Source organism: Mycobacterium sp. SMC-8 (assembly GCF_025263565.1).
Classification (GTDB): domain Bacteria; phylum Actinomycetota; class Actinomycetes; order Mycobacteriales; family Mycobacteriaceae; genus Mycobacterium.
In genome coordinates, this window is record NZ_CP079865.1 from 132,136 (window position 1) to 149,513 (window position 17,378).

Here is a 17,378-nt window from a genome sequence, read left to right on the forward strand (position 1 = left end):
ATCAGTGGATCGAGGCTTAGCCTCGATCCACCGATGTATCGGCTGGTCGCAGGGTGTCGGAATGAGGAAAGTGCCCTTTGAACTGGGAAGATTGGTGTTCTCTACGCACTAATCAGTCCAGGTCAGAAAGGCACTTCCGGTGAAAGTGTCCCATAGTTTCGCTGTGTCGTCGGCGGTCTTCGATGATGACCATCTCGTGTCCTGCGCTGGATTGGTCCCGGTGATGACCCTGGCGGCCCAGACTGCCTTGCCGCAGCTATTACGTGACAAGGTGGTCATTGCCGAGCCGAGGATCAAGTCCGGGGCGGCCAACCCGGCACCGAAGCTGAGCACAGTCATCGCGGGCATGTGTGCCGGTGCGGACTGCATTGACGATCTCGACCTGGTGCGGGCAGGTGGGATGAAGACACTGTTCGGCGGCGTGTATGCACCCTCGACCATCGGAACTTTGTTGCGCGAGTTTACTTTCGGACACGCCCGCCAGCTCGAATCGGTTTTGCGCGAGCACCTGGCCGGACTCTGCGCGCGGGTCGATCTGTTGCCTGGCGCCGGCGAGCGCGCGTTCCTCGACATCGACTCACTGCTGCGTCCGGTCTATGGCCACGCCAAACAAGGTGCTTCCTACGGACACACCAAAATCGCGGGCAAGCAGATCCTGCGCAAGGGCCTGTCGCCGTTGGTCACCACGATCAGCACCGCCACGAGTGCGCCGGTGATCACCGGCGCCCGGTTGCGAGCCGGGAAGGCCAACTCCGGCAAGGGTGCGGCCCGGATGATCGCCCAAGCCGTCGCCACCGCCCGCACCGCCGGGGTCACCGGCCAGATTGTGGTGCGCGGCGATTCGGCCTACGGCAACAGCACCGTGGCCACAGCCTGCCGCCGCGCCGGTGCCCAGTTCTCGTTGGTGCTGACCAAGACCCGCGCCGTCGCTGCAGCCATCGAGTCCATCGACGAGAGCGCCTGGATTGCAGTGGAATACCCCGGAGCGGTCCGTGATCCCGACACGGGAGCCTGGATCTCCGATGCAGAAGTCGCCGAGACCACCTACACCGCCTTCACCTCCACCGACAACCCGATGACCGCCCGGTTGATCGTGCGTCGGGTCAAAGATGCCCGCTTTCCTGATGCGCTGTTTCCGGTGTGGCGGTATCACCCGTTCTTCACCGACACCGACGAACCCACCGTTGCGGCCGACATCACCCACCGCCGCCACGCGATCATCGAAACCGTGTTCGCCGACCTGATCGATGGACCCCTGGCTCACATGCCTTCGGGACGTTTCGGAGCGAACTCGGCGTGGATCCTGTGCGCCGCGATTGCCCACAACCTGCTGCGCGCCGCCGGCGTCCTGGCCGGTGGAGCCCACGCAGTCGCCCGGGGCGCCACACTGCGCCGCAAGCTCATCACCGTCCCCGCACGCCTGGTCCGACCGCAACGCCGACCCCTTCTGCACCTACCGAGCCACTGGCCCTGGGCTGACCACTGGCTTACGCTGTGGCGCAACATCATCGGCTACGATCCACCTCTACTGGCCACAGCCTGACCACCTGGCCGAATAGGCCCCTACCGGAGCGCACAGGGAAAAGCTGGGCAGACCAGCGGTTACGTCACGCTCACAAGCCCACCAAACGACAACCAGCCATGGCAGACACATCAATCACTCAAGTCCACGGATCGAGGTTTAGTGGTCATCGATAACATCGCTATCTGATCGGTCAGAGGAGCTGAGGCTTTGAAAATTGCGATCAGCGGAGCTGGTGTGGCGGGGCCGGCGCTCGCGCACTGGCTGCACCGAAGCGGCCACGAGCCGACATTGATCGAGCGAGCGCCGCACTTTCGCACCGGCGGCTACGTGATCGACTTCTGGGGAGTGGGCTACCGCGTCGCGCAACTGATGGGGATCGAGGCGGCCATCCGCGAGGCCGGCTACCAGGTGCAGTCGATCCGCTCGGTCGGGCCCGACAATCAAGTGCGAGCCAGCGTGGGCGTCGACGCTTTCCGGCGCGCAACTGGCGCCGGTTTCACCAGCCTGCCGCGCGGGGACCTGGCCGCCACCATCTACGCCACCATAGAAGACGACGTCGAAACGATCTTCGGTGATTCCATCACCGCCATCAACGAACACCCCGACGGCGTGAATGTCAGCTTCGCCCAAGCCAAGTCCCGGGATTTGACCTCGTCATCGGTGCCGACGGGTTGCACTCCAACGTGCGTCGCCTGACGTTCGGGCCCGAGTCAGACGTCGAACACTATTTGGGCTGCCGGGTCGCCGCCTGTGTTGTCGAGACGTATCGGCCCCGCGATGACCTGGTCTAAGTGACCTACAGCGAGCCGGGTCGATCTATCGGACGGTTTACCCTGCGGGGCGATCGTACCTTGTTTCTGTTCGTGTTCCGCTCTAGCCACGCCGCCGACCCCGGCAACGTTGAGGCGCGCAAGGAGATTCTGCGCCGCGAATACGGTGCTGCAGGCTGGGAATGCCCCCACATCCTTACAGCGCTGGACGGCGTCGATGATCTGTACTTCGATGTCGTCAGCCAAATCCGGCTGGACCGCTGGTCGCGTGGCCGGACCGCGCTCGTCGGCGACGCAGCCGCCTGTGTCTCCTTGCTGGCCGGCGAGGGCACCGGTCTGGCGATGACAGAGGCCTATGTGCTAGCGGGCGAACTCGCTTGTGCCCGTGGGGATTACCGGCGGGCTTTCGACGCCTACGAGACGCGACTGCGCCATTTTGTCGAAGCCAAACAAGGCGCCGCCCAGAAATATCTTCCTGTCTTCGCGACACAGACGAGGCTGGGCATCTGGTTTCGCAACCTGGCCATGAGAACGATGAACTTCCGTCCGCTCGCCGAGCTGCTCCTCACCCGAAGCGTGCGCGACGACTTCGAATTGCCGAACTACCCGACCATGAGCACATGACCCGTCACGGGGCCCACACCGGCAGCGTGCGCGTCGGTCCCGCATTTCGTTAACGATGCGATCAGATGGCGTCACCAGCCTCGCCGCCGCGGGTGCGACCCCACCAACTCGTCCTTCGCTGCCACCTCGCGACTGCGGTAGACGATGTAGGGCCGGAACAGATAGCCGATTGGTGCACTGAACGCGTGCACCAGTCGACTGAATGGCCACAGCGCGAACAACACCAACGCGATCATCACGTGCAGCTGGTAATACAGCGGCGCCTCGGCCATCAGGTCACCGCGGGGCTGCAGCACCCAGATGGAGCGGAACCACACCGACACCGATTCGCGGTAGTTGTAGGCCTCGCCGACGACGCCCGAACCCAGCGCCGTGGCGTAGAGGCCGGCGACGATGGCCAGCACCAACACGACGTACATGATCTTGTCGTTGACGGTGGTGGCCATGAACACCGGTCCGCGGGTGCGGCGTCGGTAGATCAGCAGCGCGGCGCCGGCCAGGGTGGTGATCCCCGCGATCGTGCCGAGCGTCACGGCCTGCACGTGGTAGGCGTGCTCGCTCATCCCGATTGCGGCGGTCCAGGACTCCGGGATCAGCAGGCCGATGACGTGGCCGGCGACGACGACAAGGATGCCGAAGTGAAACATCGGACTGCCGATTCGCAACAGTCGTGACTCGTAGAGCTGCGAGGAGCGGGTGGTCCAGCCGAATTTGTCGTAGCGGTATCGCCACCAGGTGCCGACCACCACGATGGCCAGCGTCACATACGGCACCGTGTTCCAAAAGGCTTCGCCCAGCATCTCACCGGTCTCCTTCGGGCCGCCGAGGCGGCACGGTCAACGTGAACGGTTGCAGCCCAACGGCTTCGGCAGGCGGCCCGGCTTGCGTGAGATGCCGCGCGCGTTGCACATCGCGGTCGGTGGCCGCCGGCAACGTCTGGCACACCGCGGCGACGGTGTGCGCGTACGGCGAATCCATGTCCGTCAATGCCGTGCACAGCACGTCGATCGGCACCCGGTGCTCGGTGAGCAATCGCCGCCCGGCGTCGGGGTCGACGGTGGCGGCGAACTCCAGCGCCACCGGCAGATAATCCGGTGCCTCATCGCGAGGCGGATCAACACCGGCGGCACGGTAAGCCGCTGCGAACGCCAGCATTTCGCTGCCGCGGTTGCGGGTGTCACCGGCGGTCCAGTACGTCAGGTACATCGTCGTACGGCGCCGTAGGTCGAAGGTTTCGACGTAGTCGGCGGCCGCGCGCAGCGGATCGGATGCCCGCAGCGTCGCCGCGGTCAGGGCCAGCAGTTCGCCCGCCCCGCCGGTGACCTGATTCAGGAGGCGCTCCACGGTGTCGAGTCGCTCGGCGCACCGATCGTCGGGGTAGGCCAGCAGCAGTGAGGCCGACTGCCATATCAATCGGTCCTGCAGCGTCTGCTTCGGGGCGCGGGTCAGCAGCTTCATCAGCGTGGCGCCTTCCCGTTGCCGTGCCCGCCGGGGAATATGCCGTCGGGTACACCGCGGCCGTCCCAGTTGAGCAGGTTCACTCGCGACGGGTGCTCGGCGTTGGCGGCCATCCCCTCGTCGGTCTGCCGTTGCCGCAGCGCATGGAACGTCTCCACCGCCACCGGCACCGGGCCGCCGCTGGCCTCACCGAACGGACCGGACTCGTACATGCCCGGCCCGCCGTCGAACGACAATGAGCAGGCGGATTCTTCGAGCTGCTTGCCTTCAGCGGCGTACGCGGTGGGAATCACGTACCGCTCTTCATATTTCGCCAGCGCCAACAAACGGTACATCTGATACATCTGCTCTTCGGTCATCCCGACCGCCTGCGGAATATGCGGCTGTGTTTCGCGGCCAAGATTGATATCGCGCATGTAGGACCGCATCGCGGCCAGCCGGCGCAACACCCCCTCCACCACCGTGGTGTCGCCGGCGGTGAACAACTCGGCCAGATACTGGATGGGAATGCGCAGCGCCTCCAGCGCTCCGAACAGGTTGCCGAGCTCCTCCCCGTCGTGACCGTCACGGCTGACGGCGTCGACCACCGGCGACAGCGGAGGGATGTACCACACCATCGGAACGGTCCGGAATTCCGGATGCAGCGGCAGCGCGACCTTGTAGGTGTTGATCAACGCGTACACGGGCGAGCGCTGCGCGGCCTCGATCCACTCATCGGAGATGCCCTCCGCGCGCGCCCCGGCGATGACCTCCGGATCGGTCGGGTCGAGCAGGATCTGCCGGTGCGCCTCATACAGATCCTTCTCGTCTACCACTGACGCGGCTTCGGTCACCCGGTCCACGTCGTAGAGCACCAGCCCCAGGTAGCGCAGCCGGCCCACGCACGTCTCGGAGCACACGGTGGGCAGGCCGACCTCGAGCCGCGGGTAGCACAGCGTGCACTTCTCGGCCTTGCCGGTCTTGTGGTTGAAATACACCTTCTTGTAGGGACATCCAGACACGCACATGCGCCAGCCGCGGCAGCGGTCCTGATCGACGAGCACTATGCCGTCCTCGGTGCGCTTGTACATCGCCCCGGACGGGCACGACGCCACGCACGACGGGTTCAGGCAGTGCTCGCAGATCCGCGGCAGGTAGAACATGAAGGTCTGTTCGAGCTCGAGGCGGACCTGTTCGCTGACTTTCTTCAGGATCGGGTCGCCGGGCACTATCTCGGGCGAGCCGGCCAGGTTGTCGTCCCAGTTCGCCGACCACGACACCTTCATCGGCTTGCCGCTGATCAGGCTGCGCGGCGGCGCGACGGGCATCTGTTCACCGAGCGGCGCGTTGATGAGGTTCTCGTAGTCGTAGGTCCACGGCTCGTAGTAGTCGTCGATACTGGGCAGCTTCGGGTTGGAGAAGATCCGCAGCAGCTTGTGCAGCCGGCCGCCGTCGCGCAGCCGCAGCCGCCCCTTTCGATCGCGTATCCAGCCGCCGCGCCAGCGCTCCTGATCTTCGTAGGTGCGCGGATAGCCTTGGCCGGGGCGGGTTTCGACGTTGTTGAACCACACGTACTCGGTGCCGGCCCGGTTGGTCCAGGCCTGCTTGCAGGTCACCGAGCAGGTGTGGCAGCCGATGCACTTGTCGAGGTTCATCACCATCGCCATCTGTGCCATGACCTTCATCGTCTGCCTCGCTCATTCTTCACTCGGCGCATCAGTACTCAACCTTCTGGCTGCGACGGCGAACCACCGTCACCTCGTCGCGTTGGTTTCCGGTCGGGCCGAGATAGTTGAACGCGAATGTGTTCTGTGCGTAGCCACCGGCCAGGTGGCTGGGCTTGATCAGCAGCCTGGTCAGCGAATTATGGATGCCGCCGCGGTTTCCGGTCGTCTCCGACAGCGGCACGTCGATGGTGCGTTCCTGGGCGTGGTAGACGAAGACCACACCCTCGGGCATCCGGTGCGACACGATCGCGCGGCAGACCACCACGCCGTTGCGGTTGACCGCCTCGATCCAATCGTTGTCGCGCACTTCGATCTTGGCGGCGTCCGCCGGGCTCATCCACATCGTCGGGCCGCCGCGCGACAGCGACAGCATCAACAGGTTGTCCTGATACTCCGAGTGGATCGACCATTTCGAGTGCGGGGTCAGGTACCGCACGGTTAGCCCGATTCCGTCCTTCTGGTCACCGACCTCCGGCTCGCCGAACAACCGCGACATGTCCAACGGCGGCCGGTAAGTGGGCATCTGCTCCCCGAGTTCTTCGAGCCAGTCGTGGTCGACGTAGAAGTGCATCCGGCCGGTAAGCGTATGGAAAGGCTTGAGCTCCTCGATGTTCACGGTGAACGGCGCGTACCGGCGTCCACCGGTTTCGCTGCCCGACCACTCCGGGCTGGTGATCACCGGCACCGGGCGGGCCTGGGTGTCGGCGTAGGTGATGCGGCGTTCCTCGCTGCCCTCGGCCAGATGCACCAGGGGCCGCCCGGTGCGCTTCTCCAGTTCCCGGAAACCCTCGACGGCCAGACGACCGTTCGACGTGCCCGACAGTGCCAGGATCACGTCGGCCATCCGCTCGGCCGAGGTGATCGCCGGGCGGCCCTGTGCCGGGCCGGAATCCATCACGCCGAACTTGGCGGCCAGCTCCTCGACTTCCTGGGCCGGGTGGGTGGTGATGCCCTTGGTGGTGACACCCAGATTGTCGACCAGCGGCCCCAGCGTCGACCACTTCTCGGCGATGGCGGTGTAGTCGCGCTCCACCACCGCCAGCGGACCCATCGTCTTGCCCGGCTCCGGCACCTCTCCAGCGATCCGCCAATCATGTTGAGTACCCGAGGGGTACGCCATGGCGCCCGGGGTGTCGTGCTGGAGGGCACCGAGTACGACATCGGTGCGGGTGCCCAGGTGTTTGATGGCCAGCGTGCTGAACGCGCGGGCGATGGCGCCGAACGCCTCGTAATCCGAGCGGGTTTCCCACGGCGGGTCGATAGCGGGGCTGAACGCGTGGACGAAGGGATGCATGTCGGTGCTCGACAGGTCGGCCTTCTCGTACCAGGTGGCCGCGGGTAGCACCACATCCGAGAGCAATGTCGTGGACGTCATTCGGAAGTCGATCGACATCAACAAGTCGAGCTTGCCCTCCGGGACGTCGTCGGGCCACGTCACATCGTTGGGCCGCAGCGCCTCCGGGGTGAGCCCCGCCTGCACGTTCGAGGTGGTGCCCAGCAGATGGCGCAGGAAGTATTCGTTGCCCTTGCTCGACGAGCCGAGCAGATTCGCCCGCCACACGTTGAGCACCCGCGGCCAGTTCGCCGGATCGTCGGGATCGGTGACGGCGAGCTTGAGTTTCCCTGATGCCAACTGCTCGGCGACATACTCGGGGATCTCCCTGCCGGCGTTGCGCGCCTCGTCGGCGACGTCCAGGCTGGATCGGTCGAATTGCGGATAGAACGGCGTCCAGCCCATCGCCACCGCGGAGGCCAGCACATCCATGGTGTGTTTCCCGGTAAACCGGCCGCGGCCCAGTGGGCTGGCCAACGCGTCGGCGCGGTAGCCGTCGTAGCGCCACTGGTCGGTGTGGGCATACCAATAGGACGTGCCGGCCATCTGTCGCGGCGGCCGGGACCAGTCGGTGGCCATCGCCATGGTGGCCCACCCGGTGACTGGCCGGCATTTCTCCTGGCCGACGTAGTGTGCCCAGCCGCCGCCGTTGCGGCCCATCGACCCGGTCAGTAGCAGCAGCGCCAGCACGGCGCGGTAGGTGGCGTCGCCGTGGAACCATTGGCAGATCCCGGCGCCCATGATGATCATCGACCGGCCGCCGGATTCCTCGGCGTTGCGGGCGAACTCGTTGGCGATCCGGATCGCCTGCGCCGCAGACACTCCGGTGATCGGCTCCTGCCAGGCCGGGGTATACGGCTGACTGGCGTCGTCGTATCCGGTGGGCCAGTCGCCGGGCAGCCCGGGCCGGGCCACCCCGTATTGGGCCAGCATCAGGTCGAAAACGGTGCAGACCAGGTGCTCGCCCACCCGCCGCACGGGCACCCCTCGGGCGAGAGACTCGCCATGCCCGTCGACGGTGTCGAAGCGCGGCAGCTGGATCAGCGCGGTCTCGCCGTGTTCGCCATGCCGCGGTGCGACCGTGAGCGCCGGCGCCACGTCGCCGAGGTCCAGGTTCCACTTGCCGACGCCCTCGTCGCCGTAACGGAATCCCAGCGACCCGTGTGGCACGGCGACGCTGTCGGTGGCCCCGTCGAGCAGCACCGGCTTGAACGCGGCATTCTCGACCTCATGCCTGAGATCGGCTGCCGTGAGGTTCTTGCCCGGCACCAGGGCGCCGTCACGTTCCTCGAGCTTGACCAGGAACGGCAGGTCGGTGAAGCGGCGCACGTAATCGACGAAGAACGGGACACGCTGCTGCACCAAGCATTCCGAGAGGATCACGTGACCCATGGCCATCGCCAGCGCGCCGTCAGTGCCCGCCGCGCAGGGCATCCACTCGTCGGCGAACTTGGTGTTGTCGGCGTAGTCCGGACTGACGCTGACGACCTTGGTGCCCCGGTAGCGCACCTCGGCCATCCAGTGCGCATCCGGAGTGCGGGTCACCGGAACGTTGGAGCCCCACATCATCAGATACGACGCGTCCCACCAATCCCCGGACTCCGGCACATCGGTCTGATCACCGAACACCTGAGGCGAGGCCACGGGTAGGTCGGCATACCAGTCGTAGAACGACGTCATCGCGCCGCCGAGCAGTTCGACGAAGCGGGATCCGGCGGCGTGGCTGACCATCGACATTGCCGGGATCGGCGAGAAGCCGGCGACACGGTCCGGCCCATAGGTCCTGATGGTGTGAACGTGGGCGGCGGCGATCATCTCCGTCGCCTCGGACCACGTCACCCGCACCAGCCCGCCTTTGCCGCGGGCCCGCTGGTACCGGCGGCGGCGCTCGGGATCGGCCTGGATGTCGGCCCACGCCAACACCGGATCGCCCAGGCGCGCCTTGGCCTCCCGGTACATCTCGACCAGAACGCCGCGCGCGTACGGATATCGCACCCTCGTGGGCGAATAGGTGTACCAGGAAAACGCCGCGCCGCGCGGGCAGCCACGGGGCTCGTACTCTGGCCGGTCCGGGCCGACCGAGGGATAATCGGTCTCCTGGGTCTCCCAGGTGATGATGCCGTCCTTGACGTAGACCTTCCACGAGCACGACCCGGTGCAATTGACCCCATGGGTGGAGCGCACCACCTTGTCGTGGCTCCAGCGGTCGCGGTAGTACACGTCGCCCTGCCGGCCGCCGCGGCGGGTGACGGTCCGCAGATCGGCGGAGAACTCGCCGGGGGTGAAGAACCGCCCGCTACGTTCGAGCAGTTCCTCGATCGGCCCGCCGGTGCGCGGTGTCCTCGTCACGTCGCAACGCCCTTCGTTTGAGTGGCCGGTTCGTGTGCGTGCAGCCGAAACACGGTGTAGCCGAGAGCGACCAGCGCAGTGGCCACCAGAAGAAGCAGCCCGACCGTGTAGTTGTTGCCCACGGGGTCGTACGTCGCGCCCATCACCAGCGGCGGGAAGTAGCCGCCCAGCCCGCCCGCCGCGGCGACGATGCCGGTGATCGACCCCACGGACTGGGCCGGTGCGCGCCGGGCCACCCACGCGAACACGCCGCCGGTGCCAATGCCCAGGAAGATCGCCAGCGTGATGAATGTCGCCGCCGACCACACATCCGGCGGCGGCTGGAACACGGCGACGAACGCCATCACCGCCGTACCCGCGAACGACGCCAACACGACGTACTTGGGTGCGATCCGGTCGGCTAGCGCGCCGCCGACCGGCCGGGCCAATACGGCGGCCAACGCGAAACCGGCGCTGCGCGCGCCCGCATCAATCGCGGAGAACCCGTAGATCGTCTTGATGTAGGTGGGCAGGTAGTTGGCGAACGCCACGAATCCACCGAAGACCACCGCGTACAGGAACGCCATCTCCCAGGTCACCGGCAGCTTGGCCGCAGCAACCAGCTTCGGCATCACACGACCGGTGTTCGGGCTGAAACGGGGAGAGTTACGCATCACCAAAATGCACGCCACCGCAGTGAGCGCGAGCGCGACCGCGATGATGACGTGAGTAGTAAAGAGACCGAACCAGCGCACGAACCGCGGTGTGAAGAACGCAGACAACGCAGTGCCCACCATTCCCATGCCGAACACGCCCGTCGCAAAGCCGCGCCGCGACGCCTCGAACCAACTATTCGCGAACGGGATACCGACCGCGAAGATCGTTCCGGCGATGCCCAGGAAGAAACCGCACACCAGCAACAGCGGATAGGACCCGGCCGTTCCTGCCGCCCCAACCGCCAGCACCGGCACGATCGATGCGACGGACACGGCGATGAACATCGTCCGCCCACCGAACCGGTCGGTAAGCGACCCGATGACGATCCGGCCTAAGCCTCGATCCACCGATGAATCGCCTGTTCGGAGGGTGTTGATGTAAGGAAAGTGCCCTTTGAGCTGGGATGATTGGAGTTACCACACTTCGATCAGCCCACGTTCAGAAAGGCACTTCCGGTGCAAGTGTCCCATAGGTTCGCCGTGTCGTCGGCGGTCTTCGATGATGCACATCTCGTGTCGTGCGCCGGGCTGGTGCCGGTGATGACCCTGGCCGGCCAGACCGGTCTGTCGCAGCTATTGGCCGACAAGATCCGGTTCACCTGTGAGCGGATCCGTTCGGGTGCGGCCCATCCGTCACCGAAGCTGACCACGCTGATCGCCGGGATGTGCGCCGGCGCGGACAGCATTGATGACCTAGACGTTGTGCGCTCGGGTGGGATGAAGACCCTCTTCGGTGGTGTGTACGCCCCGTCGACGATCGGAACCTTATTGCGGGAGTTCACCTTCGGGCATGCCCGCCAGCTCGAATCTGTCCTGCGCGAACACCTGGCCGCGCTGTGCGGGCGTGTCGATCTGTTGCCCGGCGCCGACGGACGGGCGTTCATCGACATCGACTCACTACTACGCCCGGTCTACGGGCACGCCAAGCAGGGCGCCAGCTACGGACACACCAAGATCGCCGGCAGGCAGATCCTGCGCAAAGGCCTCTCACCGTTGATCACCACGATCAGCACCGACCACGGTGCGCCGGTGATCGCCGGGGCGAGGTTGCGGGCGGGCAAGGCCAACTCCGGCAAGGGCGCAGCCCGCATGATCGCTCAAGCGGCCGCTACCGCCCGTGCTGCCGGGGTCACCGGGCAGATCCTGGTGCGTGGCGATTCGGCCTACGGCAATAGCACCGTGGTCACCGCCTGCCACCGAGCAGGTGTCCGGTTCTCGCTGGTGCTGACCAAGACCGCCGCAGTTGCCGCCGCCATTGACGCAATTCCCGAGACCGCGTGGACCCCGGTGAACTATCCCGGTGCTGTGCGTGACCCCGACACCGGCGCCTGGATCTCCGATGCCGAAGTCGCCGAAACCACCTACACAGCCTTCGGTTCCACCAAGACTCCGGTGACCGCCCGGTTGGTCGTGCGCCGGGTCAAAGACGCGCGGTTCCTCGATGCGCTGTTTCCGGTGTGGCGGTACCACCCGTTCTTCACCAATTCCGACGAACCCGTCGACGCCGCTGACATCACTCATCGCCGCCACGCCATCATCGAAACCGTGTTCGCCGACCTCATCGACGGACCTTTGGCGCACATGCCCTCGGGGCGGTTCGGCGCGAACTCGGCCTGGATCCTGTGCGCCGCGATCGCCCACAACCTGCTGCGCGCCGTCGGCGTCCTGGCCGGAGGTGCCCACGCGGTCGCCCGCGGGGCGACACTGCGCCGCAAGATAATCACTATCCCGGCCCGCCTGGCCCGTCCGCAACGCCAACCTATCCTGCACCTACCAGCGCACTGGCCCTGGACAGAGCACTGGCTCACGTTGTGGCGCAACACCATCGGCTACAGCCCACCAGAAATCGCCACCACCTGACCATATGCCGAAAGGCCCGACCGGAGCGCACAGGAACAGCTGGACAGACCAGCAGATACCCCCTGCCCGCGACCAGGACCAGCCCTCAACAGCCCAGCGAGGCACACCTACCCCAATTCATCAGTGGATCGAGGCTAAGGACCCGACCAGAATCGGCGTCGCGACCAGCATGGAGGCCTCGGTACTGCTCAACGACAGGTCGCTGGCATAGGTGGTGGACAGCGGGCCGATCATGTTCCAGGCCCAGAAGTTGATTGCGGAGACCCAGGTGGCCAGCACCAGGTTCAAACTTCGCCGAGCGCCGGTGTCCGGCGTGGTCGCCGTGTTCACACCCACAAGAGAACCACCTCTCGGGCGTGAGGTGAACAGTTCAGCCAAAAAGACTGTGCCCCAACACCGTACGAAAGCGTTGTTGAACGTCGCGCGTCGCCTCTCACCGTGTTTCCGGCGCTGGTGGTGCCGTGACCCTCGTGAGCGGGCGCCGCGATCATCGGGCTCCGCTCATCATTCGCACGGTCATCTCTGGCCGGTTCGCTCCCAAGCACACCCTGAGGATGACTGACCCCCCGGCGGCACGATACCGGCGTTGGCCTTCACAAAAAGGGACCAACGTCCCTACCCGGCACACGATCGTGGGTTCCCTGAATCGCGTGTACGAAACGCCACGACCAAAGGGGTTCAGCAAGCACCTACAGGTGAATTAGTTTCGTGACAGTCGGGGACAAAACGCACTGGGAGGTTTTGGTCGACCAGCCCGTAGGTACGCCCACAAAGCCGGCCGAGTGCTGCGCTGCAGCACTAACTACGATCTTGGCGCTCGCCGTCAGCTGATCTAGTGGGAGAGCAGGCCGGTCTCAAGCCTCGGTGGTTTGCCTGCGCGCCAGGGCTGCGGCGTACTCGGCGTTGCCGGATCCTGCGAACGAGTTCCACAGTGCGGCTGATGTTGCGCTGATTCCGAGTAGATCGCTGAGCACTTTGGCCGGCAGCGTCGAGGCCATGTGCATCAACGCGGTGTTGCGGCCGTCGCGAACCGACACGCCCGCATCTCGGAGCCGGCGTGATAGAGCCAACGGATGCAATGGCTGACCCGGATCGCCTCCGGGGAATAGCCAGTCGTGAGCGTCCGAGTGACCGACCGCAGCTTTCCCACGCCTCCGAATGACGAGTTGTCGCAATAGGTCATCGAGGGGGCTCGGCAGGGCGACGGGCTCGGCCCCAAGGCGAAGCTGCACAAGCACCGATGTGTCAATCACGTCGTGAACCGTCAATCGCACGATGCGACTGGTGCTTTGACCGTAGAGCAGAACAAGAAGGCCGGCTACACGGTCAACGACGGCGACAGTGTCGGATTGCAGGAGGTTCCGGGCTACGGCCCAGCGGTGATCGTCATCGAGCAAATGACGGTCCTGCCTTACTTGAGGCGCGGGGATCGCTACCGGCGGCAGGTATCGTCGCTGAACGCACCACGCGACGAAACCTCGCGCTCGCAACGGCATTCGCCCGCCTTGTAGGCACCACTGGTCGACGTCGGGCTGCGTGCAGTCGCTCAGCTCCACGCCGCGGCCATGCAGCCACTGGAGCAACTTGACGATGCTTTTAACCTCGTCGCGGATACTGGCACTTTGACCCGGCGATGTCGGCTTCCTCGCCGAACGAAGCCGGCGAAGATGTGACCACGTCACATAGCCTGTGAGCAGGCGCCGTTCGTTTGAATCGGCTACCTCGGGAAGCTTTGTGTGCAGCCACCGCTCCAAGGCATGAAGGTGTTCGTCGCGCACCGGCAAAACGCCGTGGGTGACGAGTGCGTGGCGCAGCCACCGCGCGCCTCGGGAAGGTGAAAGGTCGTCCAGTGTGTTGTGACTGACTGGTCCCGGCGCGGCCGCTAGTTGCGATAGCAGCGTGGTTGCGTTCGTGCCTGTGAGCCAGGTGAAGAGGGAATGGCCCGGGCTGGCGGTCAGCGCTTCGTGTACCGGCTTGAGGTGACGCGGAACGCCGCCCGATGAGCCAGCCAGCATACCGATGAGCTTGTGATTGGCTGCGCAGCCGTCACAGCGTCCGGCCTGGCGCATTCGCCCGAAAACTCCGCACTCGGTGCAGAATCGAAACAGTGCTGGCTCCTTCTTCACGCAGTTCCAGCAGCATGGCTCAGCGCCAATTCGAGCGGTCACGGGCAGAAACCGGCCACATCTTCCGCAATGCTCACGGCGGCGAGAGCAATTGCTGCACAGCGGTTCTCCTGTTTCTTCGCGGGTGCTGACGGGTCGGATCCCGCCGCACTTGGAGCACGGAATGGCTTTCGCTAGGCGTGTGCAGTTGAGGCATCGCGGCGTGGCCGAGTCAGGGAAGTAGCACGGCCTTGTCATTTCGCACGTGGAGCACAGGGCGAGCGGCATCGTGCGACAGTCAAAGCATGTGGGGCGACCACCGCGGCGCGTGCCGATGGGTTTGAAATCACCGCATACGGCGCAGATTTCGTGATTGAACTCGGCCCGCTGGGTGCACGCCCAGCACAGCGGATCACCGTCCACAGTCCGAGCGGCGATCGGCAGTTCTCTGTCGCATCGGGTGCACGATGTGCGGCGCGTGTCCTGATAGCAGCTATGGCAGCACGGTTGTCCGTCACGCAACGACTCGAGGCGTCTGGTGTGCCCGCAAAAGGGGCAGCAGGGAGCTGTGACGTCGATTCCGTGCTTGCGCAACGCCAATATCAGCCGGCGCACTGTCGGCGAGCCGGAGATTGCCTGGCCAGTGAGCAGTGTGGGGTTGTCCTGAAGGTCCCATGCCAGCTGGCGCCGTCGGGCCGGCTGCCGTACACATTCATTGATTAGCTTCTTCAACGCCGCTCGGTCGTCAATCGGGCGGACCGCTGTGACGAGTTCACAGATCACCTCGACGTGGTCAACGTCGGGTTCAGGCGGGCACCACTCACATCGCGGCCCACCGTTCCTGTCACGGGTGCGTGGCGTGAGAACCTTTCCGCAGTTCGCGCAGGGTTGAGGGTCAAATCGTCCGACTGCACGGTTATCGCAGGTGACGCAGATTCGTACCCCGCCGCTGTTGTACTTGGACATTTGTCGTTGAGGCTTTCCGCAGCTTCCACATAGCGGTTGCACCAACTGTGTTGCGCCGCAATCGCGGAGAAAGCGGATTAAGCCGTCAACCATCGGCGGCCCCTCAGCAATCCCTGAAGTCAACAGAGCCGGGTTCTCATGCAACGCCCGGGCGAGACGGCGCTGCGAGGCTCGATTCCCGGCGACAGTCTCGACTGCGGCCGTGATGTGGCGGCGGTGCTGCTTGCGGGGTGTTCCAGATCCTGCTCAGCGTTCTGGGGGTCGCACGGTTGATGCGGTTCATTCCGCGCAGCGTCATGGTCGGCTTCGTCAACGCCCTGGCAATCTTGATCTTCACCTCACAGTTACCCCATCTACTGGGGGTGCCCGCGATCTACTGGGGGTGCCCGCGCTGGTGTACCCGTTCGTGGCCGTCGGCCTGATCATCATGGTTTTCCTGCCGAAGCTGACGACGATCGTTCCCGCACCGTTGGTCGCGATCGTGCTCCTGACCGCTTTGCGGCGATCGTCTTCTCCGTGCAGATCCCCACGGTGGGAGACGAGGGCGAGCTGCCCTCGAGCCTTCCGTCCCTGTTCTTTCCCGACGTGCCGTTGACCTGGTCGACCCTGACACTCATCGCGCCTTACGCGCTGGCGATGGCGTTGGTGGGACTGCTGGAGTCGTTGTTGACGGCCAAGCTGGTCGATGACATCACCGACACCCACAGCAACAAGACCCGCGAGGCCTGGGGTCAGGGTGTCGCCAATGTCGTGACCGGCTTTTTCGGGGGCATGGGTGGTTGCGCGATGATCGGCCAGCAGCCATCGCCTCGTTCACGAACAACGGTCCTGGTGCAGACCGTCACATTGAGGCCACGGTTAGTGCATCGGCGGTCGAAACCGCGGCCGCCAGCGCGACAGCGGGCCGTTCTCGGTTGGGACGCTTGTTCACCGCGTCCATGGACGAGGCGATCGAGCTTCTCGCCGACGACATCTGCTCGCTCTTACGTAAAGGAGCCCTCGGTATCTGTTGACCGTCCCTCTGTGTGACGACCACGGCGGGGGTGATCGTCATTGAAGTTGTCGAAATCCCGGGTCGGGGACGGCGGTCGTCTGCATCATCAGCGTGCCCACGAACGGACCCCGCGCTGGTCTGCTCGCGCAGAGTCCATTTCGGCTCCGGCGCGATGCCGAATCCCGAGATCGTCACAATCGGTGACGGCGGACGCGTCGATTCTGCGGTCGCCCAACACGAACTGACCCCTATCCCGGTTCCCGGGTGATAGGTAAGGCTGGTGGATCATGGACTGGCTCTGCGGTGATCGTCGCGCGCACCGGCGAACTGGCCGAGAAACTGCTCGCCGCCGGCGAACTCCGCTGCCCGCGGTGCCGCGACGGCCAGCTGACTTCTTGGGGCTACGGCAGGCGGCGCTCCGTGCGCGATCACGACGGGACCACGATCACGGTGCGCCCCCGCCGCACGCGATGCCGGTCCTGCTCGTCAACGCATATCGTGATGCCCGCCGCTCTGCAGCCACGCCATGCCGACACCACCGCAGTGATTGGAACAGCATTGCTGCACAAAGCAAATGGACTCGGACACCGGCGTATCGCGGCGACCATGGGGCGGCCGGTGTCCACCGTGCGCCGCTGGCTTCGCCGACTACCGCCAGAGCACCTGGACCGTCTCGCACGCGACGGGACCGAGCAGCTGCTCGCCCTGGACCCCGACACGTTCACCGCGCTGCGCTACCGAGGGAACATGTTGCACCACGCGCTGTCGCTGTTGTCGGCAGCGGCCTACTGGGACCGCCGCCGCTACGCCCTCGGTGAGCCGCCGTGGACCCTGATCGGGATGTACACCCGCGGCCGCCTTCTGGCGCCACCCGGCTGACCCTCCGACGTCCCCGCGCTGCCGCCGGGGGCGTCATCACCATGCCTGCCGACAGTCGTCACCATGACGACCACCGCGTCGCCGCGACGATTACCCCGTCACAATGCAGACCGA

General features: G+C 65.3%; 8 protein-coding genes and 5 pseudogenes. 6 read left to right on the plus strand and 7 right to left on the minus strand.

The genetic code is table 11. From position 1 onward, the window contains the following. Positions 1-139: 139 nt before the first annotated feature. Positions 140-1,543: an IS1380 family transposase gene (locus tag KXD97_RS00770; protein ID WP_260754786.1), complete on the plus strand. Its 1,404-nt coding sequence runs from the start codon at positions 140-142 to the stop codon at positions 1,541-1,543. Positions 1,544-1,732: 189 nt separating this feature from the next. Next, positions 1,733-2,919 (plus strand): annotated as a pseudogene (locus KXD97_RS00775) (FAD-binding domain). Between the two features lie 71 nt (positions 2,920-2,990). On the opposite strand, the pseudogene narI reads toward KXD97_RS00775, so the two are convergent. The 5 genes and pseudogenes from narI to KXD97_RS00800 form a co-directional block, all read right to left on the minus strand. After that, positions 2,991-3,728 (minus strand): annotated as a pseudogene (gene narI, locus KXD97_RS00780) (respiratory nitrate reductase subunit gamma); the annotation flags it as partial. Continuing rightward, on the minus strand, positions 3,721-4,377 hold the full coding sequence (gene narJ, locus KXD97_RS00785) for a nitrate reductase molybdenum cofactor assembly chaperone (protein ID WP_260755021.1): 657 nt from the start codon (positions 4,375-4,377) through the stop codon (positions 3,721-3,723). The pseudogene narI and the gene narJ, both read right to left, overlap by 8 nt. Continuing rightward, the gene (gene narH / locus KXD97_RS00790) at positions 4,377-6,041 is read right to left on the minus strand and encodes a nitrate reductase subunit beta (protein ID WP_260755022.1); all 1,665 of its coding nucleotides are present in this window, start codon (positions 6,039-6,041) and stop codon (positions 4,377-4,379) included. The genes narJ and narH overlap by 1 nt, the downstream gene beginning before the upstream one ends. A 31-nt stretch (positions 6,042-6,072) precedes the next feature. After that, complete coding sequence (locus KXD97_RS00795) at positions 6,073-9,765, minus strand: nitrate reductase subunit alpha (protein WP_260755023.1); 3,693 nt, start codon at positions 9,763-9,765, stop codon at positions 6,073-6,075. After that, positions 9,762-10,796: pseudogene (locus tag KXD97_RS00800) on the minus strand (MFS transporter); the annotation flags it as partial. The pseudogene KXD97_RS00800 and the gene KXD97_RS00795, both read right to left, overlap by 4 nt. 120 nt (positions 10,797-10,916) lie before the next feature. Here KXD97_RS00800 and KXD97_RS00805 point away from each other — a divergent pair. Further along, complete coding sequence (locus tag KXD97_RS00805; protein ID WP_260752909.1) at positions 10,917-12,320, plus strand: IS1380 family transposase; 1,404 nt, start codon at positions 10,917-10,919, stop codon at positions 12,318-12,320. A gap of 126 nt (positions 12,321-12,446) precedes the next feature. Here KXD97_RS00805 and KXD97_RS00810 read toward each other — a convergent pair. Further along, positions 12,447-12,650 (minus strand): annotated as a pseudogene (locus tag KXD97_RS00810) (MFS transporter); the annotation flags it as partial. Positions 12,651-13,174: 524 nt separating this feature from the next. After that, positions 13,175-13,357, minus strand: a complete 183-nt coding sequence (locus tag KXD97_RS00815; RefSeq protein WP_260755024.1) for a hypothetical protein — start codon at positions 13,355-13,357, stop codon at positions 13,175-13,177. A 219-nt stretch (positions 13,358-13,576) separates the two neighbouring features. Here KXD97_RS00815 and KXD97_RS00820 point away from each other — a divergent pair, with 219 nt between their 5' ends. The 3 genes and pseudogenes from KXD97_RS00820 (at position 13,577) to KXD97_RS00830 (ending at position 17,264) form a co-directional block, all read left to right on the plus strand. Continuing rightward, positions 13,577-13,831, plus strand: coding sequence for a hypothetical protein (locus tag KXD97_RS00820; RefSeq protein WP_260755025.1), 255 nt, complete (start codon positions 13,577-13,579; stop codon positions 13,829-13,831). A gap of 1,787 nt (positions 13,832-15,618) precedes the next feature. Continuing rightward, positions 15,619-16,189 (plus strand): annotated as a pseudogene (locus tag KXD97_RS00825) (SulP family inorganic anion transporter); the annotation flags it as partial. Between the two features lie 499 nt (positions 16,190-16,688). Next, positions 16,689-17,264, plus strand: coding sequence for a DUF6431 domain-containing protein (locus KXD97_RS00830; protein WP_260751629.1), 576 nt, complete (start codon positions 16,689-16,691; stop codon positions 17,262-17,264). The last annotated feature ends 114 nt before the right edge of the window (positions 17,265-17,378 follow it).